Consider the following 19,620-nt stretch of genomic DNA (forward strand, 5'->3'; position numbering starts at 1 on the left):
AATCTAACGTGTTGATTTAAGCCATTAAATAGCATAGATTAGATAACAATTTAGGGGTGTAGCTCCAATTGGCAGAGCAGCGGATTCCAAATCCGCGTGTTGGGAGTTCGAATCTCTCCACCCTGCCATATTCAAAGGCTCTGACTTAGGTCGGAGCCTTTTTCGTTTTATCCCTATGTTGTTCAATCTCATCTAGCGATACTAGTGTTAAAGAATGTTCTTAGGCACGATGCGATGCAGTTTTACGCCAACTCTTTTAGTTACGCTGACTTCATTATCAGGGTTAAAGTCTTTCGTTATTCGCCATGCATTTTCAGGTTCCATTTCTACCCTCATCGCTTTTGACACGTGCTCGGTGATCTCTGGTGAGTGGATGATAGCAAAACTCTCCGTGTTTAAATGAGCGCTGCGTGGATCAAGGTTGTAGGTACCAACAACGGTAATACTATCGTCAATCGTCATGGTTTTTGCGTGGAGACCAAAGATAGGTGTCGTCGGCAGTTTCTTGTACATGTGCTCGGTCATTACCCGCTGCCTAACTTCCGCATCAGGTTTAAACTCATACACCTCGACACCAGTCGCTAGAAGCTGCTTCCGATTTCTCTGATAGCCACTAAACGCAGCTAAGTTGTCATTGGAAGCTAGGCTATTGGTTAGGATCTTTATTGAAACTCCCTTCTCAACTAAACCACTTAGAAACTCACGATCCTTTTTAGTCGTCACCAGATAGGGTGTTTGTATCAAGATCGACGCTTGAGCGCTCTCTGCAAGATCAATCAGCTTGTCGCGAGTAATGCTACCCCCACCCAAAAAGGTCTGACGATTGTTCTTTCCGGGCTCGTCTGCGATGTATTCAACATTATCAACAAACAAGAACTTGCCCTCTTGAGACAGTGCCTGAAAGGTCTCCGGTACCTTATCTATCTCAGCTCTTATCTCAGGATGGAAGTGTTTTGGGTTACAGGCATAGGAATGTAATCGCGAAAAATTTGGATTGCTGCCATAGGGATTGGATTTAAAGAGATCTTCGACAGAGACACTGAGGGAACTGTTCCAGTACTCCTCAAAGGAGGTGTCGATCTCTTTGACAGCTTTGCCTGCGAGGAACACATCTCTATCTCGGAAGTTATATTCGTGATCGAAGCCGAAGTACTCATCAGCAATATTTCTTCCACCAGTAATGGCAACTTGGTCATCGACTAAAAAGACCTTGTTGTGCATTCGCTGATTGATACCGTGGAAATCAGTTAGGACTGTCGTCATCTTCTGCACGATGTTTTTGCCAATGTTAGCGTTAGGGTTGTATATCTTTATCTCAAAGTTGTCATGAGCGGCCAACATGAGCAGTTCATCCCCTTTAGCGTCGAGCATGATGTCATCTACCAATACTCGAACCTTAACGCCACGTTCAGCGGCTCTGACAAGGTAGTCAGTGGCAATGAGACCTACGTTGTCGACTGAGAAGATAAAGTACTGCACATCGATAGATGTTTCTGCTCGCTCGGTCAACCAAGCTCGCGACATCATCGCTTCTGCTCCTTGCTCTAGGACATAAACACCTGTGCTGCTGCTCATTTGAGTCTCGAAAGGCTGAGTATAGTGAGAGAGTGGCTGGCGCTCTTTGTTAGTAAGTTCTGCGCAATAGTCCTTCTCAGATAAGGGCACACTGTCTGTTGCAGACGCACAACCTATTAGAACAAGAGACGCACAAGCGAGAGCAGTTTTTTTAAATGTGAGCATATAACAATGAGCCTATTGAGCTGAAAATCCATCGTATAGTATCGATAACCAGGGTAATAAAGTATCCCAACTGTGTCATGCTATGGAGCCTTATCAAGGCTGGATATAGATCTTCTCAGCGACTTTCCAAAAAGCGGAGAGTAGTGGGTTATCGAGATTCGAACGTTTACACACCACCCCTAGCTTAAATGGCTTGATGGGTTCTAGTTTCAGACGCTGGATTTTGTCTCTAACCGGACTGTTGACGATAACGACCTCTGGTGCAATACCCACACCACACCCTAGTGCCACCATACTAACAATGGCTTCATGACCTGATACCTGTGCATAGATGTTGGGCTTAATGCGCATCTTTTTAAACCAGAGATTGGCTCTTTCGCGAGCAGTCCCCGCTTCTGGGACGATAAACGGGATCTTACTCCAATCTGGCATACCATCGGCAAGTTCAGAACCAAAACTGCTGACGCCTGCAGGCGCGATAACGGATAGCGGTATCTCACTAATGGTCTCAAACTCCAGTCGTGCAGGAAGCAATTCGGGCAAAGCAGAGATAGCAATGTCGGTCTCATCGTTCATGACCTTGTCTATTGCTTGCGCGGGATCGCCTGTTGAGAGCTCAAACTCGATATAGGGATAGAGCAGCCTAAACTCTGCCAATAGTTCGGGCAGATGGCTGTAGCTTGCGGTGACCGAACAAAACAGTCGTAACTTGCCGCGAAGCTCCTGCTCACCATGTTGACTATCTGATTGAAACTGTTGCCACTCACTCACGATGTTAACGGCGATAGGCAATAATTTCTTTCCCGCCGGCGTCAGTTCTACTGAGCGGTTATCACGCAAGAACAGACTTTGATGGGTGTCTTGCTCTAGCTTTTGAATCTGACGACTTAGTGCTGATGCACTGACATGCATCGCGGTCGCGGTTTTACTGAAGCTTTTACTCTCACAAAGATGGATAAAAGCTTGAAGGCTTTTAATATTCATAACATTAAAGATATCGGTAGTTGCATTAATTGCAATGACAAATTGTGAATATATCACTTTAAGCAATTTAGTCTCTTGTTTTAGTATGAAGTCATTCGATGATAAGCATCGACACTACGGACAGAATTCAACAGGAGAGCCCGACTATGGCTAACTATTTCAATACTCTTAACTTGCGTGAGCAATTAGACCAACTAGGTCGTTGTCGTTTTATGGATCGCTCTGAATTTGCTTCAGAAGCGGATTACCTAAAAGGTAAGAAAGTAGTCATTGTTGGTTGTGGTGCTCAAGGCCTTAACCAAGGCTTGAACATGCGTGATTCTGGTCTAGACGTGTCGTACGCACTTCGTCAGGCAGCTATCGATGAGCAGCGTCAATCGTTCAAAAACGCGAAAGACAACGGCTTCGTTGTTGGTAGCTACGAAGACCTAATCCCTCAAGCTGACCTAGTGGTTAACCTAACTCCAGACAAGCAGCACACTAACGTGGTTGAGACGGTAATGCCGCTAATGAAAGAAGGCGCATCTCTAGGTTACTCTCACGGCTTCAACATCGTTGAAGAAGGTATGCAAATCCGTAAAGACCTAACGGTTGTCATGGTTGCACCTAAGTGTCCAGGTACTGAGGTTCGTGAAGAATACAAGCGTGGCTTTGGTGTTCCGACTCTTATCGCTGTTCACCCAGAGAACGATCCTCAAGGTGATGGTCTTGAAATCGCGAAAGCATGGGCAGCAGCAACAGGCGGCCACCGTGCAGGTGTTCTAGAGTCTTCATTCGTTGCTGAAGTTAAATCTGACCTAATGGGTGAGCAAACTATCCTATGTGGCATGCTGCAAGCAGGTTCAATCGTATGTTACGAGAAGATGATTGCTGACGGCATCGACCCAAGCTACGCAGGTAAACTACTTCAGTTCGGTTGGGAAACCATCACTGAAGCACTGAAATTCGGTGGCATCACGCACATGATGGATCGTCTATCTAACCCTGCGAAAGTGAAAGCGTTTGACCTGTCTGAAGAGCTAAAAGACCTAATGCGTCCGCTTTACAACAAGCACATGGATGACATCATCCAAGGCGAATTCTCTAGCACTATGATGGCTGACTGGGCAAATGACGACGTGAACCTTCTAGGTTGGCGTGCAGAGACAGCTGAAACAGCATTCGAAAACTACCCTGCATCAGATGTAGAAATTTCTGAGCAAGAGTACTTCGACAACGGCATCCTAATGGTGGCTATGGTTCGTGCGGGCGTTGAGCTAGCATTCGAAGCAATGACAGCATCAGGCATCATCGATGAGTCTGCATACTACGAGTCGTTGCACGAGCTACCACTGATTGCAAACACGATTGCACGTAAGCGTCTATACGAAATGAACGTAGTTATCTCTGACACAGCAGAGTACGGTAACTACCTATTCGCGAACGTAGCAACACCACTTCTTCGCGAGAAGTTCATGCCATCAGTAGGTACTGACGTAATCGGTAAAGGTCTAGGTGAGACATCTAACCAAGTAGATAACGGCAAGCTGATCGAAGTAAACAGCGTTATTCGTAACCACCCAGTTGAGTATATCGGTGAAGAGCTACGTGGCTACATGACAGACATGAAACGCATCGCTGTAGGCGGCTAAGCCGACCAAGAATTAGATAAAAAAGTAAACACAACATAGTAAAAGGGGCTACCAATCGGTAGCCCCTTTCTTTTGTCTGTGTCATTCGAGCCTAATGCTCGGAATGCAGCGAACAAGTGATTACTTGTCAGCTAGCTTTTGTTCTAGCTCTGCAAGCTTTTGCTCCATTTCAGTTAGCTTTTGGCGAGTACGAAGCAGTACTTGAGTCTGCACGTCAAACTCTTCACGGCTAACCACATCAAGCTTATTCAATTGGCCTTGAATCACTTGACGTACTTTCTGATCAACATCCGCACCAAGCTCTTTCACGGGTTGTGGCATAGAGTCGTGAATCTGCTTAGCAATCTGTTCAAGTTTCTTTGGGTCAAACATGTCTGGTAACTCCTTAAGTAATCCCACTATTCTATGTAATCCACCGGGCAATGTCGTTATTTAGCGTAATAAAAAAGGCCACAATGTGGCCTTTTTCTAAGTAACGCTGTTTTTAACTAACAACGTAGAATCACATTAACTGTTTATACGCGATTCTCTTTGCATGCAGCTGAAGCTTCGTCAACTCGAGCAATTTTCTCTAAGTCTTTGTCTTCAACAAATACAGGTAGTGGCTTATGACGCTCTGCCAAGTAGGTGTAGATAACTGGCAGTACAAATAGCGTAAACAGTGTACCAATCGCAAGACCAGCAACGATTACGATACCGATACTAAAACGCTGAGCTGCACCCGCACCTGATGCGTACATCAGTGGGATAAGACCTGCGATCATCGCCGCCGTGGTCATTAGGATTGGGCGAAGACGTACTTTCGCCGCTTCCATGACGGCTTCCATCTTGCTCTTCTTATGCAGAAGCTGCTCTTCTTTCGCTACCTCACAGATAAGAATACCGTGCTTGGTAATGAGACCAACTAGGGTAATCAAACCAACCTGCGAGTAGATGTTCATGGTCGCTGCGCCCCAAGCCAGAGCAATCAAGCACCACAAATCGCTAGTGGTACCGAGACCATGATAACGAATGGGTCTTTAATCGACTCGAACTGAATAGCCAGTACCAAGAAGATGATTGCCAGGGCTAGACCAAACGTTGCGTACAGTGCGCTACCTTCAGTTACGTACTGACGTGCTTCACCCATGTAGTCATGGTTGTAGCCGCTTGGCAGTTTTGCTTTCTGCAATCGATTCAAACCATGCAATCGCGTCACCCATTGCCACGCCCGGTGACGGTACCGCACCCACCGTTGCTGAGTTCAGCTGGTTGAAGTGAGGCAGTGAGCGAGGCTCTGCAACCACATCGATACTGATAAGGCTACCTAGTGGGATAGCTTGACCGTCGTCGGAACGCACGAAGTACATGTTCATCGACTCTGGATTTAGACGATACTTACGCTCAACCTGAGGAATCACCTCATAAGAACGACCGTTTAGGTCGATACGGTTCACGTAGCCATCGGCCATCATTGCACTCAGCGTAATACCGATATCTTGCATGGTCACGCCGTAGGCGCCAGCCATGTCCTTGTCGATATTGATTTTCATCGTGGCGGAGTCGTAGTTCAAATCCAGTGTTGAGTAAACAAACTGTGGGTTTTGTTGTACTTCACCCCAGATGTCAGTCGCGATAGTAAATAGGCTCTCAAAGCTGTTTGGTGTCGTGATAACAAACTGAATAGGCAGACCTGAACCTGCACCAGGAAGTTCTGGCATCTGGAACGCAGTCACAGCCATGCCCGGTACTTCAGCGACGAGAGCACCTACACGGTTCGCCACTTCAGCTTGGCTAGCTTCACGTTGACTCCATGGAACCATTGACGCAATACCAAACGCTTGGTTTGAGTTAGGTACACCAGTAAATACCTGTGCAAATGCCACTTCAGGCTGGTCGCTCAGAATTTTGTTCACATCGTTCATGGTGTTTTGTAGATAGTCTAGATTCGCATTCGACGGACCCGTACCCATCAACATCACAACACCTTTATCTTCTGACGGTGCCAGTTCACTTGGAATGAACTTGAACAGCATCGGAAGTGACGCGAACACGATAACCGCAAAGCCGATAATAACCGGACGGTGCTGCATAACTGCCGTTAGCATTTTCTCGTAGCGAGCGGTCATGCGATCAAGTACATGATGCACTTTCTGCTCGAAACGGTTAGGTGTCTCGTTCGCTTTAAGTAGCTTGGAACACATCATTGGCGATAACGTCAATGCGATGATACCGGAGACAAATACCGAACCGGCGAGCGTCAGAGCAAACTCTTTAAACAGCGAGCCGGTGATACCACCCATCAAGGCAATCGGCGCATATACCGCACCTAGGGTTAGTGTCATCGCGATAACCGGTACCGCAATCTCACGAGTACCAATGATAGCGGCACGGAACGGAGACTCACCCAGTTTGATGTGACGGTCGACGTTCTCAAGTACAACGATCGCATCATCTACTACTAGACCGATGGCCAGTACCATCGCCAGCAGCGTCATCAGGTTCCATGAGAAGCCAATCGCCTGCATCACCATAGCAACACCAATTAGGGAGAGCGGGATAGTGACGATAGGGATCAGAACTGCACGGAATGAACCTAAGAACAGAGTGATAACCACAAGTACGATTAATGCCGCTTCAAGGATGGTTTTGATAACCTCTTGAATCGATTCATTGATCGCAACCGTTGAGTCATACATCACGTTCATTTTGATGTTACTTGGTAGGTTCTTCTCAAGCTGAGGAAGAAGTTCAAGCACATCGGCTGCAATGTTGATCGGGTTAGCACTCGGTGCGGCGTTGATCGCTGCTACTACGGCTTCTTGGCCGTTAGCACTTGCACGGTATACATCGTGACTCTTCTCAAGCGTCACTTTCGCGATGTCACCTAAGCGAATTACTTGGCCGTCACTTGAACTCACAACAAGGTTCTTCAGTTCGTCGGTGTTCGATACCTGAGTATCGGCACTGCCGTTATACAGAACGAATTCACCCGTTGCTTGACCGGTTGCAGACTGATAGTTGTTGGCATTCAGAACGTTCATCACGTCTGCTGCGGTCATTTTCAGCGCGGCCATCTTAAGTGGATCTAGCCAAACGCGCAGTGCGTATTTCATACCGCCGTACATATCCACTTTAGATACGCCATTAACGGTAAATAGCTGCGGATTGATTACACGCTCTAGATAGTCGGTGATCTGGCTCGATGCTAACTCATCACTAGTAAAGCCGATATAAAGTACCGCGGTTGTCGAACCTGTCGACATGGTTACCGTTGGGTCTTCGGCTTCTTTAGGAAGCTGAGAGCGAACCGAGTTGGTCTTAGCCAAAATATCTGACAATGCCGCATTCGGGTCGGTGTTCAGCTTCATGTTGACTGTGATGGTTGACTTACCGAGCACAGATTGTGACGTCATGTAGTCAATGTTGTCGGCTTGGGCAACGGCTTGCTCTAAAGGCTGAGTAATAAAGCCTGAATCAAGTCGGCACTTGCACCGTAGTAGCTGGTTGTCACGGTGACAACCGTATTCGTCATTTCTGGGTATTCACGTACCTGCATCTTGAATACTGCTTGTAAGCCAAGCAAGGCAATCAAGAAGCTGATCGATACCGCAAGAACAGGACGTTTTATGAAAATATCAGTAAAACGCATTTTGCCTCCAATTACAGCATCGGTGTCTCAGCTGGTGGTACGGTTGCATCGCTCTCCACCACTTTGACTTTCACGTCGTTACTTAGACGTACCTGACCAGAGGTAACAATGATGTCATCTGGGCTTACGCCTTCTAGAATGTGGGCGATATCGCCAGTGCGCTCACCAACTTTAACGACTTGCTGCTTGACGCGCTTCTCGCCATCAACATCCGTCAAGACATACACGTTGTCGCCGTATAGCGTAAACGTGATTGCGGTTTGCGGCAGCGTTACTTGGTTTTCTAGCTTAGGCAGAATGATGTTCGCACGGGCGAACATGCCGCTACGCAGTTTGCCATCGTTGTTTGGAATATCCGCTTGAACTTGGATCAGCCACTTTGGATGCTAACCGCAGGTTCAATAGCAGAGATAGAGCCTTTAAACGGTTGGTTTGGATACGCATCAACAAAGATGTCGACATCCTGACCAATCGAAATGCGCGAGAAATCGGTTTGAGGAACCGTGAAGCGCAGCTTCATTAGGCTAGTGTCTTCAAGGCGCACGATGTCATCACTTGGTTGTAGATATTGACCAAGGAATACGTTACGGATACCAACGACACCAGAGAATGGTGCTTTGATTTCACGACGGTCGATCTGTGCTTTTAGGCTCTCGATGTCAGCCGATAGAGAGAAGTAGCTTGCTTCTGCATCATCGTATGCTTCGCGCGAGATAGAGCCTTTCTTGTAAAGACCTTGGTAGCGTTCATATTTCGCTTTCGCTGCAGGCAGACGTGCTTGCGAACTCTTGAGGTTGGCTTTTTCTACGTCTGAATCCAGAGAGACAAGTAGCTGATCTTTTTCAACCATAGAGCCCGATGCAAACGAGATGTTGCTGATCACGCCGCTGGTTTCTGAAGTCAGTGTTACACCTTGGTTAGGTTCTACGAAACCGATGGCTTCGATAACCGGTACCCAATCCACAGGTTTAACGGTGGTCACGGTGACTGGAAACTCAGGCTCCGGGCGGTTAGCTAAATACTCAGCAATTTTCTGTTGCTTGAACAGGTTGAAACCTATCACACTGCCGAACAGCAGTATTGCGATAAGTAGCATGAAAAATGTCCACTTTTTCATTCTAACGAGAACTCCACATTAGTGTTTTATAATTGCATCCCAACTTGCTTCAATCGCTGCTTCCAGCGATGCATCATCAAGTTGATACAGACCCAGAGCATGCTTGCGGGCAAGCGATACGCTTGCTTCTAAGCTTAGTCCAGACAGAATTTCATTATCGAGGTTTTTGAAAACCCCTTGTTTCTTTCCCTCTGTGAATAGGTTATCCACTTGGGCAAACATTTTTCGTTCCTGTTCCCGAGTTTCATAACTATTTTTTGAAGGAATCGAATCGTATTGGACACGAGTCTTCAACGAGTCGATATTGGAAGCCGCTACGCGCCATATGTTGAGCCACATGGTGCGATACTGCTCCTTGAGCGGTTTGTCCGCATCCACGCCTTCTTGCACGGCCTCTGCCATGCGCGAAACAACAAACTGTCGTAGCTCTTCTAAAAGATGGTCTTTATCATCGAAGTATCGATAAATTGTGCCAGCTGCGACTCCTGCCTTATTGGCGAGCTTTTGCATCGACACGCCCTGTATCCCTACTTCGGCGACCATTTTTTGTGCCGCTTCTAGGATCTGCAGTCGTTTGTCGTTGGTATTGATTGCCATCATTAGCCATCCGCTTACTAGTGAATGAACGTTCATTCATTATAAAACAATCTGGGCATATTTGTGCAACTTATTTTTTAACCTTCTTTTATAAAGGTTAAAAAAACCTACGGGACATGGCATTGTCTGCATTCGCAGTCTATTATGTGCGCGTTACAAAACTTCACTAGTGAGCACTTCAATGAAGCTAAATCCGCAGCAAGATATGGCGGTTAAATACGTCTCTGGTCCATGTCTGGTTCTGGCCGGTGCAGGGTCAGGCAAAACCCGCGTTATTACTAATAAGATAGCCTACCTCGTGCAAAACTGCGGGTATAAGGCAAGAAATATCGCTGCGGTGACGTTTACTAATAAAGCTGCGCGTGAAATGAAAGAGCGTGTAGGGCAGACATTAGGTAAAAATGAATCTAAAGGTTTGATGGTGTCGACCTTTCACACCATGGGACTGAATATCATTCGCCGCGAGTACAAAGCGCTGGGTTTGAAAGCAGGTTTCTCTCTGTTTGATGACCAAGACCAAATGGCGTTACTTAAAGAGCTGACAGAAAAGCAGCTTGACGGTGATAAAGATTTGTTGCGCTCACTACTGAGTTCAATCTCGAACTGGAAAAACGACATGCTCACCCCTGAGCAGGTCAAAGGCAGTGCGCGATCCGAGCAAGAACAGTTATTTGCGTATTGCTTCGAGATGTACCAAATCCAGATGAAAGCGTACAACGCGCTCGATTTTGATGATCTGATTGCGTTACCGGTGATTTTGCTTAAAACCAATCAAGAAGTGCGCGAACGCTGGCAAAAACGCATTCAGTATTTGCTGGTGGATGAATACCAAGATACCAATACCAGTCAGTATGAGTTGGTTAAGTTGCTTGTTGGTGAGCGAGCACGTTTTACCGTGGTAGGCGATGACGACCAGTCTATCTATTCATGGCGTGGCGCTAAGCCTCAAAACTTGGTGCTGCTTAACAAAGACTTCCCAAACCTTAAAGCAGTGATGCTAGAGCAGAACTATCGTTCGACGAGTCGAATTCTGCGTGCGGCGAATATCTTGATTGCCAACAACCCACACGTATTTGAGAAGTCACTGTTCTCAGAGATCCCTGATGGTGAAAAGCTCAAGGTTCTCAAAGCCAAGAATGAAGAGCATGAGGCAGAGCGTGTCACGGGTGAGCTCATTGCGCACCGCTTTGTAAATCGCACCGAGTATCGTGATTATGCCGTCTTATATAGAGGCAACCATCAATCGCGCTTGATTGAAAAGGCGCTGATGCAAAACCGAGTGCCTTATAAGATCTCTGGCGGCACCTCGTTTTTTGCCCGTGCCGAAATCAAAGACATCATGGCTTACCTGCGTGTGTTGGTGAACCCGGATGATGACAATGCATTCTTGCGTATCGTCAATACGCCGCGTCGAGAAATTGGGCCGGCGACGCTAGAGAAGCTGGGTAGTTACGCCAATATGCGCGGCAAGAGTTTGTTCGAAGCCAGTTTTGAGTTAGGGCTAGAGCAGTACCTCACTGGCCGAGGTCTTGAGAACCTGCGTCGCTTTACCCAATGGATAGTGACCATTGGCGATAATGCAGAGCGTGGAAACACGGTTGAAGCTGTGCGCGCCTTAGTTCGTGATATTAACTACGAAGACTGGCTCTACGAAACCTCATCAAGCGCAAAAGCGGCTGAAATGCGTATGAAAAACGTGTCTGATCTCTATTCCTGGATTGTCGCAGACCTAGAAGGCGACAATTACGATAAAGAGGAGAAGACACTCAAAGAAGTGGTTCAGCGTCTTACTTTGCGTGACATGATGGAGCGTGGTGAAGAAGAAGATGACAGCGATGCTGTTCAGCTTATGACGCTGCATGCTTCAAAAGGCCTAGAATTCCCTTATGTCTATTTGATTGGCTCGGAAGAGGGGATTTTGCCGCATCAAACCAGTATTGATGAGGACAACGTCGAGGAAGAGCGCCGTCTGATGTACGTAGGTATCACCCGGGCACAAAAAGAGCTGACATTTACTATCTGTAAAGAGCGTCGTCAGTTTGGTGAGCTGATTAAGCCAGAGCATAGTCGCTTCCTGGACGAACTCCCATTTGATGATGTCGACTGGGAGCAATCTAAAAAGCCCGTCTCTGCAGAAGAGCGGATGCAAAAAGGCCAAGCGCATATCGCCAATATTCGTGCGATGTTCAATAAGAAGTAGCGACCATTCGCACTCTATATAAAGAAGGGGCTCACTAGTTAGTGAGCCCTTCTTTATATAGAGTGCTTTTTCTGAATTACAGACCGGCAATCATGTGCTCGATAGCATCGATGATTTCTTGATCCGAACAATCCATACAAGAGCCTTTCGCTGGCATTGCGTTGAAGCCGTTGATCGCGTGATCGGCCAACACGTCTTTGCCTTGTGCAATACGCGGAGCCCAATCGGCGGCATCACCTGTTTTTGGCGCACCACTCACACCAATAGAGTGACAAGCAGTACAGAAGGTGTTGTAAACAGTGGCACCATCGCGTGGACCAGTTGGCTCGGCAGCAACTGGCTCGCTGCCAGCTAAGTAAACACCACCAACAGGTTTAATACGCTCTGCGATAGCGTCATATTCTTCTTGGCTCACATCTGCTGCAAAAGAGGCAGTAGAAAAAGTTAGTGCAGCGACCAACACAGTTAAGATTCGACGAGACATATCCATTAAACTCACTTTACTATCCAACAAGGTAGCAAGTCGGTGCTTGCTATTCATTTATACGATTTTATTCTGCTTGCTGATCTAACCACTGTTAAATCAATGTAAACATTGGGTGATTATATCCTGTTAACTTGTTGCAATAAACCACAAGTTTTCAGCTTCACGGGGTGAATCACATCGTAAAGCTACTATTTTCTGTACCAAAGTGCTGAAAAAGACAACAAACGAGAAAAAAAGTTGAAAAAGTACTTTACGACATAGTGTGATATCCGTATTATTCCCATCCGCCGATAGGGCATGCGCCCGTAGCTCAGCTGGATAGAGCGTTGGCCTCCGGAGCCAAAGGTCGAAGGTTCGAATCCTTTCGGGCGTGCCATCCGGGTATAATTATTGGCAAAACATAATGGTGGCTATAGCTCAGTTGGTAGAGCCCTGGATTGTGATTCCGGTGGTCGCGAGTTCGAATCTCGTTAGCCACCCCATTATTTCGGTGACTTTTGTCCCCAGTTTTGATTTAATCGAAACGAAATCGTTCTGAAAAGAACATCGTCGGTGAATAGCGCAGCTTGGTAGCGCATCTGGTTTGGGACCAGAGGGTCGGGGGTTCGAATCCCTCTTCACCGACCACTATTTTAGTTATCGTATTGACGGTGACAAAGCAAAATTTGTGGTGGCTATAGCTCAGTTGGTAGAGCCCTGGATTGTGATTCCGGTGGTCGCGAGTTCGAATCTCGTTAGCCACCCCATTAATTTTGGTAGCCTTTCAAATTAAAGTGCTCCCCTTTACGTTGTAAAGCGTAGTAAAAATTGTCGGTGAATAGCGCAGCTTGGTAGCGCATCTGGTTTGGGACCAGAGGGTCGGGGGTTCGAATCCCTCTTCACCGACCACCATTCGAAAGCCTCGTCGAAAGACGAGGCTTTTTTCGTATGTGGTTTTGCAGGTTTTGAGAAGAACCCATACGAGTCGGGGGCTGGAAGCCCAGTCGCATCGAATCCCTCTTCACCAACCGCTATTCAAGGCTTTGTCGAAAGGCGAAGTTTAATCGTTTTTGATGGTTGGAAAACGCTTGAGGTAGCGTAGATGAGTGAGCTCAGGGGAGCTCATGAACTCGATTTCATCCCTTTCTCCAGCTTGGTTTCATATGATTGCTGAGATTAAAACGCGAGAAATCGATCTTCTTGGCGCTTTTTCTTCCTATAAATAGCCTGATGTGTCTCTTGCAATAGGCTGAATAACATTTCTACGATTCTTGAGAGATAAGAAATGGTGCTTCGCTCTGCATTTTCTGGAAAAGCTAGAGTTTTGTTCATAATGATAGCAACGGCTATGTTGCAATTTAATGTAGGGGAAAATGTTGCTCCCTTTCAGATTAAGAGCGTTTAGCTTAGGAAGTGTGATTAAGATCTAGACTTTAGTTCTGCAAATGACTTTGCGACAAAATTTATGTTTCCATAGTGTTAAAGTTGTCATGGAATAACTATTCGCGGCTTGTTAGTTATTAATATGGCTAATGCCGTGATGTATAGCGATTTATGATCGTTTGGTAGTGGGTTTTATTGGTGCTACATCAAGTTTTTCAATAGGTCGTACCATTGCTATATGTAGTTAATGTGCATAAATATTTATTTATACTGCTTTAGATTTGCCTTAATTCGAATTTTTATCCTATTTTTGTTGCTTTTCTGTGAAAGATTTGCCAAATTGATGCCCTTGTAATTAGTCAGTAGAAAATGCTGTCTAAGAATGGATTCAATTTTTCAGACAGGGGCAGAAAACTGCCAAAGCAGTAGAGGTCTGGTAATGTCATTATTAGAAGTTAAAGATCTTCGTATCGAATACCCATCTCGCCATGGGGTACATGCCGCGGTTAAAAATTTGTCGTTCAATATTGAGCGCGGTGAAATAGTTGGTGTTGTGGGGGAGTCGGGCGCCGGTAAATCGACCGTCGGTAATGCGGTTATCGATCTGTTGTCGCCTCCAGGAACGATCGCTGGTGGTGAAGTGTTCCTAGACGGAGAAAAAATCTCCGGTCTATCTCCTGAACAGATGCGAAAAGTTCGTGGCTCAAAAATCGGGTTTATTTTCCAGGACCCAATGACCTCACTTAATCCACTCTTCACGGTTGAGCAACAATTAAAAGAGACCATCCACGCCAATATGAAGGTGACGGATGAGCAAGCCTATGAGCGCTCGCTTAACCTAATGAAGCAAGTGGGTATCCCACAACCAGAAAACCGTCTTAAACAGTACCCGCACCAGTTCTCTGGTGGTATGCGTCAGCGTGTGGTTATCGCTATCGCGCTAGCGGGTGAGCCTGATCTTATCATTGCAGATGAGCCGACCACGGCACTGGATGTATCAATTCAAGATCAAATCTTAGGTTTGATTCGTGAACTGTGCATCAAGAACAACGTGGGTTGTATGCTAGTCACGCATGATATGGGTGTGGTTTCTAACGTGACTGACCGCGTAGCGGTAATGTATCGTGGTGACCTGGTGGAGTTTGGCGCGACTAAGAAAGTACTGGGCGACCCAGATCACCCATACACACGCAGCCTGATTTCCGCGGTTCCTCGTTCAGACATGAAACTGGATCGCTTCCCGCTGGTTAGCTACATCGAAGAAGCTCACGAAATGGAGCCGCTTGATGTGAAAAACCACTGGTTAGGTCAAAGCCAAGATCACCGTGACTACACAGGCCCACTCCTTAACGTAGAGAATGTAAACCTACGCTTTGTGACCAAAGATTCTTTGTTCGAAAGCCGTCGAGAGTATGTTCAGGCGTCTAATAATGTGAGCTTTGAAGTTCATGAGGGTGAGACATTTGGTCTGGTAGGTGAGTCAGGTTCTGGTAAATCTACCATCGCGCGTGTTATCGCCGGTCTTTACGCACCAAACTCAGGTAAGGTGACGTTTGAGGGTGTCGACTTAACTTCGCTTAAGTCGGAGAAAGAGCGTCGTCCAATGCGTCGTCAGATGCAGATGGTGTTCCAAAACCCGTACACCTCAATGAACCCGCGTATGAAGATCTACGACATCATCGCTGAGCCAATTCGTTTCCACAAACTGACCGCTAACGAGTCAGAAACCAAACAGATTGTTGAAGATCTGCTTGAGCACGTGGGTCTTGGCAAGATGGCGGGTGTGAAGTATCCGCACGAGTTCTCCGGTGGTCAGCGTCAGCGTATCTCTATCGCTCGCGCATTGGCAACGCGTCCGCGTCTATTGATTTGTGATGAGCCGACATCAGCGCTTGATGTATCGGTTCAGGCGCAGATTTTGAACCTACTTAAAGACCTTCAGCAAGAGCTGAACCTGACCATGCTGTTCATCAGTCACGATCTACCGGTTATCCGTCAGATGTGTGATCGAGTGGGTGTGATGCAAATGGGTACGCTACTGGAAGTGGCGCCTACTGAGCAATTGTTTACCGACCCACAACACGAATACAGCAAGCAACTGATTTCCTTGATGCCTGAGTTTACAGGTTTAAGAGAAGACGTAGTAAAAACGGCGTAAGCCAAATAAGTTCCTAATCGGAAATATAAGCAGAAGCAAACACAACAAAAAGGGATCCGGATCCCCGCATGAAGGAGTTATGCATAATGAAAACCATGAAAAGTAAATTAGCAGTGGCTTTGATGGCAGCTGGCCTAAGCTTTAGCGCTGCAGCAGCAAACATCACCGTAGCATACGACGCTGACCCAGTAACGCTTGATCCACAAGAGCAGCTATCTGGTGGTGTGATGCAGCTTTCACACATGGTATTTGACCCACTAGTACGTTTTAACCAAGACATGGAATTTGAGCCACGTTTGGCTGAGTCTTGGGAACGCGTCGACAACGAAACTATGCGTTTCAACCTACGTAAAGGCGTTAAGTTCCACTCTGGTAACGAGCTAACGGCTGACGACGTAGTGTGGACATTTGCGCGTCTTAAGAAGTCTGCTGACTTCAAAGGTATCTTTGCGCCGCTAGTATCACTGACAAAAGTTGACGACTACACCATCGAAATCAAGACTGACGGTACTTACCCGCTAGTTGAGAACGTGGCAACGTACATCTTCCCAATGGACAGCAAGTTCTACTCTGGCACAACAGAAGACGGTAAAGACAAAGGCGAAATCGTTAAGCACGGTAACTCTTTTGCTTCTACTAACGTTTCTGGTACTGGCCCATTCACGGTTAAATCTCGTGAGCAAGGTATCAAGGTTGAGTTTGAGCGTAACCCTAACTACTGGGATACTGCATCAAAAGGTAACGTTGATAACCTAACACTTGTACCAATCAAAGAAGCAGCAACGCGTGTAGCAGCACTTCTTTCTGGTGACGTAGACATGATTGCTCCAGTCGCACCAAACGACTACAAGCGTGTGGATAGCGCGAGCAACATCAACCTATACACTATGCCTGGTACGCGTGTCATCACGTTCCAAATGAACCAAAACAGCAACGAAGCGCTGAAAGACGTTCGCGTTCGTCAAGCTATCGTTCACGCAATCAACAACGAAGGTATTGCTAAGAAGATCATGAAAGGTGCTGCGACACCAGCAGGTCAGCAAAGCCCAGTTGGTTACGCGGGTTACAACGAAGATCTTAAGCCACGCTACGACCTGAAGAAAGCAAAAGAGCTAATGAAGGAAGCGGGTTACGAGAACGGCTTCACGCTATCTATGATGGCGCCAAACAACCGTTACGTGAACGATGACAAGATTGCTCAAGCTGCGGCAGCAATGCTGTCTAAGATCGGCATCAAGGTTGATCTGAAGACAATGCCTAAAGCGCAATACTGGCCAGAGTTTGATAAGTGTGCAGCAGACATGATGATGATCGGCTGGCACCCAGATACAGAAGATTCAGCGAACTTCACAGAGTTCCTAACGATGACTCGTAACGAAGCGACGGGTCGTGGTCAGTACAACTGTGGTCACTACTCGAACCCTGAAGTGGACAAGATTGTTGAAGCGTCTAACTCTGAGACAGATCTAGCGAAGCGTAGCGCGATGCTTAAGCAAGTAGAAGCAACGCTTTACAATGAAGCGGCGTTTGTTCCTCTACACTGGCAAGATCCATCATGGGCAGCGAAGTCTAACGTTGAGATTGGCCCAATCATCAACGGCATGAACTTCCCATACTTTGGTGACCTAGTCGTTAAGTAAGCGGCACTCTCTCGCTGAGTAAGCGACAGATAATCGCGCTCTGCTTTGTTCAGCGAGCAGAGCGCGTTTTTTTAGGCTGAACGAATTTTTAATGTAATGGATACATAAGGGGCAAGGAATGTTTTCGTTTCTGGTCAAGCGCCTGTTTCAGGCACTGATAGTGATGTTTGTGATCAGTTTGGTGGCGTTTGCCATTCAGGATAACCTGGGCGACCCGTTGCGTGAACTTGTAGGTCAGTCGGTTTCAGAAGCAGAGCGTCAAGCGATGCGTGATGAAATGGGCCTCAACGATCCCTTCATTACGAAATACGCGCGTTTTCTTGGTAACGCGGTACAAGGTGATTTAGGCAACTCATACTTCTTCAAGCGTCCAGCGGTTGAAGTGATTGCGAGCAAGCTAGTGGCGACGCTAGAGCTGGTATTTGGTGCCACGTTAATCATAATCTGTTTATCTATTCCTCTTGGGGTTTACTCTGCAATTAACCCGAAGAGCTTCTTTACCAAAGTCGTCATGGCAGGCAGCAGCATCGGTATCTCGATTCCTGTTTTCCTAACGGCAATCATGTTGATGTATGTCTTTTCTATCGAACTGGGCTGGTTCCCGTCCTACGGACGAGGTGAAACTGCCAACTGGTTTGGTTGGGACTCTGGCTTCTTAACGCTTGATGGTCTGGCACACTTGGTGCTGCCGTGTATCGCACTGGCTTCCATTATGTTGCCGCTGTTTATTCGTCTAGTGCGTGCAGAGATGCTAGAAGTGCTGAGCTCTGAGTACATTAAGTTTGGTAAAGCAAAAGGTCTCGCTTTGCATAAGATCTACTACCAACATGCGCTTAAAAACACCATGCTACCGGTATTGACGGTAGGTGGCGTACAAATCGGTACTATGGTGGCGTACACCATCCTAACCGAAACCGTCTTCCAGTGGCCTGGTACAGGCTTCCTTTTCCTAGAGGCAATCAACCGCGTAGATACACCGCTTATCACCGCGTACGTTATCTTTGTAGGTCTTATCTTCGTAGTGACTAACACCATCGTCGACCTGCTATACGGCTTGATTAACCCAACAGTAAACCTAACTGGTAAAGGAGCATAACCATGACACAAGCAGTACAAGCCGTTCCTTCACGTTGGGAGCGTTTCAAACAATCGGATTTTCTGTATTACTTTAAGCGCGACAAGGTTGCGATGACGAGTTTCACTGTCTTTATGGTGATTCTAGTGATGTCGTTGGCTTCGCCGTTGATTGCACCGCATAACCCGTATGATCTCAGTACCATCGACATTATGGATGCTGAGCTGCCACCATCTTGGATGGAAGACGGCGACGCAACCTTCCCGCTGGGTACCGATGAGCAAGGTCGTGATATTCTGTCGACGATTCTTTACGGCTCTCGTCTATCGCTGACGATTGGCTTTGCAGCAGTAGGTCTTCAGCTATTTCTAGGTACCGTTATTGGTTTGTCAGCAGGTTACTTTGGTGGCCGTGTTGATAGCTTCCTAATGCGCTTTGCGGATGTTCAACTGTCGTTCTCAACCATGATGGTCGCGATCATTGTCTCGGCAATCTTTAAGGCGAGTTTTGGTAGCGAGTTCTTCAGTCAGTATGCCGTGCTGATGCTGGTGGTGATTATTGGTATTGCTGAATGGCCGCAGTACGCACGTACCATTCGTGCTTCGGTACTGGCTGAGAAGAAGAAAGAGTATGTGGAAGCGGCACGCGTGATGGGCTTTAAAGCGCCACGCATCATGTTCCGTCACATTCTTCCAAACTGTCTGTCACCAATCTTGGTTATCTCAACAGTACAGGTGGCGAATGCGATCATGTCAGAAGCGGCGCTGTCGTTCCTTGGACTTGGTCTGCCGGTTGACCAACCGTCATTGGGTGCCCTTATCAGCATCGGCTTTAAGTACATCTTCTCGGGCGCTTGGTGGATCACGGCGTTCCCAGGTCTCGTTCTGATCACTTTAGTACTAGTCATCAACCTATTAGGTGACTGGTTACGTGATGTATTTAACCCGAAAATCTACAAAGGGTGATCAAGAGTGATTGATTTTTAAACCCAATCCTCA

At 46.8% G+C, this 19,620-nt stretch carries 11 protein-coding genes, 6 tRNA genes and 2 pseudogenes; 12 read left to right on the top strand and 7 right to left on the bottom strand.

What is annotated here, in order from left to right; all coding sequences use genetic code 11:
- Nucleotides 1-52 precede the first annotated feature (52 nt).
- Nucleotides 53-128 (top strand) — tRNA-Trp (locus TZ48_RS07210).
- 79 nt (nucleotides 129-207) lie between these two features.
- Here the strand turns inward: TZ48_RS07210 and TZ48_RS07215 are convergent.
- Complete coding sequence (locus tag TZ48_RS07215; protein ID WP_112478713.1) at nucleotides 208-1,740, bottom strand: phospholipase D family protein; 1,533 nt, start codon at nucleotides 1,738-1,740, stop codon at nucleotides 208-210.
- A 93-nt stretch (nucleotides 1,741-1,833) separates the two neighbouring features.
- Nucleotides 1,834-2,724 (bottom strand): HTH-type transcriptional activator IlvY, encoded by an 891-nt coding sequence (gene ilvY / locus TZ48_RS07220; protein WP_112478739.1) that lies wholly within the window; start codon nucleotides 2,722-2,724, stop codon nucleotides 1,834-1,836.
- A 146-nt stretch (nucleotides 2,725-2,870) separates the two neighbouring features.
- On the opposite strand from ilvY, the gene ilvC reads away from it, so the two are divergent.
- Entirely contained in the window at nucleotides 2,871-4,355 is a 1,485-nt protein-coding gene (gene ilvC, locus TZ48_RS07225) for a ketol-acid reductoisomerase (protein ID WP_112478714.1), read from the top strand.
- Between the two features lie 120 nt (nucleotides 4,356-4,475).
- Here ilvC and ubiK read toward each other — a convergent pair whose 3' ends face one another.
- The 4 genes and pseudogenes from ubiK to TZ48_RS07245 all read right to left on the bottom strand — a co-directional run bounded on the left by ubiK (nucleotide 4,476) and on the right by TZ48_RS07245 (nucleotide 9,700).
- Nucleotides 4,476-4,727 (bottom strand): ubiquinone biosynthesis accessory factor UbiK, encoded by a 252-nt coding sequence (ubiK, locus tag TZ48_RS07230; protein WP_042477776.1) that lies wholly within the window; start codon nucleotides 4,725-4,727, stop codon nucleotides 4,476-4,478.
- Between the two features lie 143 nt (nucleotides 4,728-4,870).
- Nucleotides 4,871-7,986, bottom strand: a pseudogene (locus tag TZ48_RS07235) (multidrug efflux RND transporter permease subunit).
- A gap of 11 nt (nucleotides 7,987-7,997) precedes the next feature.
- A pseudogene (locus TZ48_RS07240) lies at nucleotides 7,998-9,103 on the bottom strand (efflux RND transporter periplasmic adaptor subunit).
- 18 nt (nucleotides 9,104-9,121) lie between these two features.
- Nucleotides 9,122-9,700: a TetR/AcrR family transcriptional regulator gene (locus tag TZ48_RS07245; protein ID WP_239670737.1), complete on the bottom strand. Its 579-nt coding sequence runs from the start codon at nucleotides 9,698-9,700 to the stop codon at nucleotides 9,122-9,124.
- 181 nt (nucleotides 9,701-9,881) lie between these two features.
- Between TZ48_RS07245 and rep the strand changes: the two genes are divergently transcribed.
- Nucleotides 9,882-11,900 (top strand): DNA helicase Rep, encoded by a 2,019-nt coding sequence (gene rep, locus TZ48_RS07250; protein WP_112478716.1) that lies wholly within the window; start codon nucleotides 9,882-9,884, stop codon nucleotides 11,898-11,900.
- Nucleotides 11,901-11,976: 76 nt separating this feature from the next.
- Here the strand turns inward: rep and TZ48_RS07255 are convergent, their stop codons facing one another.
- A complete protein-coding gene (locus tag TZ48_RS07255) occupies nucleotides 11,977-12,390 on the bottom strand; it encodes a c-type cytochrome (protein WP_112478717.1) in 414 nt (137 codons plus the stop codon).
- A 296-nt stretch (nucleotides 12,391-12,686) separates the two neighbouring features.
- On the opposite strand from TZ48_RS07255, the gene TZ48_RS07260 reads away from it, so the two are divergent.
- From TZ48_RS07260 to TZ48_RS07300, 9 genes are all read left to right on the top strand, one after another.
- A tRNA-Arg gene (locus TZ48_RS07260) sits at nucleotides 12,687-12,763 on the top strand.
- A 30-nt stretch (nucleotides 12,764-12,793) separates the two neighbouring features.
- Nucleotides 12,794-12,869 (top strand) — tRNA-His (locus tag TZ48_RS07265).
- 68 nt (nucleotides 12,870-12,937) lie between these two features.
- Nucleotides 12,938-13,014: transfer RNA gene (locus TZ48_RS07270), tRNA-Pro, on the top strand.
- A gap of 43 nt (nucleotides 13,015-13,057) precedes the next feature.
- Nucleotides 13,058-13,133: transfer RNA gene (locus tag TZ48_RS07275), tRNA-His, on the top strand.
- A gap of 65 nt (nucleotides 13,134-13,198) precedes the next feature.
- Nucleotides 13,199-13,275 (top strand) — tRNA-Pro (locus TZ48_RS07280).
- Between the two features lie 913 nt (nucleotides 13,276-14,188).
- On the top strand, nucleotides 14,189-15,907 hold the full coding sequence (locus TZ48_RS07285) for a dipeptide ABC transporter ATP-binding protein (protein WP_112478718.1): 1,719 nt from the start codon (nucleotides 14,189-14,191) through the stop codon (nucleotides 15,905-15,907).
- An 86-nt stretch (nucleotides 15,908-15,993) separates the two neighbouring features.
- Nucleotides 15,994-17,547, top strand: coding sequence for an ABC transporter substrate-binding protein (locus TZ48_RS07290; RefSeq protein WP_112478719.1), 1,554 nt, complete (start codon nucleotides 15,994-15,996; stop codon nucleotides 17,545-17,547).
- Nucleotides 17,548-17,665: 118 nt separating this feature from the next.
- On the top strand, nucleotides 17,666-18,643 hold the full coding sequence (locus TZ48_RS07295) for an ABC transporter permease (protein WP_042477785.1): 978 nt from the start codon (nucleotides 17,666-17,668) through the stop codon (nucleotides 18,641-18,643).
- Nucleotides 18,644-18,645: 2 nt separating this feature from the next.
- The gene (locus TZ48_RS07300) at nucleotides 18,646-19,587 is read left to right on the top strand and encodes an ABC transporter permease (protein ID WP_112461464.1); all 942 of its coding nucleotides are present in this window, start codon (nucleotides 18,646-18,648) and stop codon (nucleotides 19,585-19,587) included.
- The last annotated feature ends 33 nt before the right edge of the window (nucleotides 19,588-19,620 follow it).

This window comes from Vibrio variabilis (assembly GCF_003263785.1).
GTDB classification, from domain to species: Bacteria; Pseudomonadota; Gammaproteobacteria; order Enterobacterales; family Vibrionaceae; genus Vibrio; species Vibrio variabilis.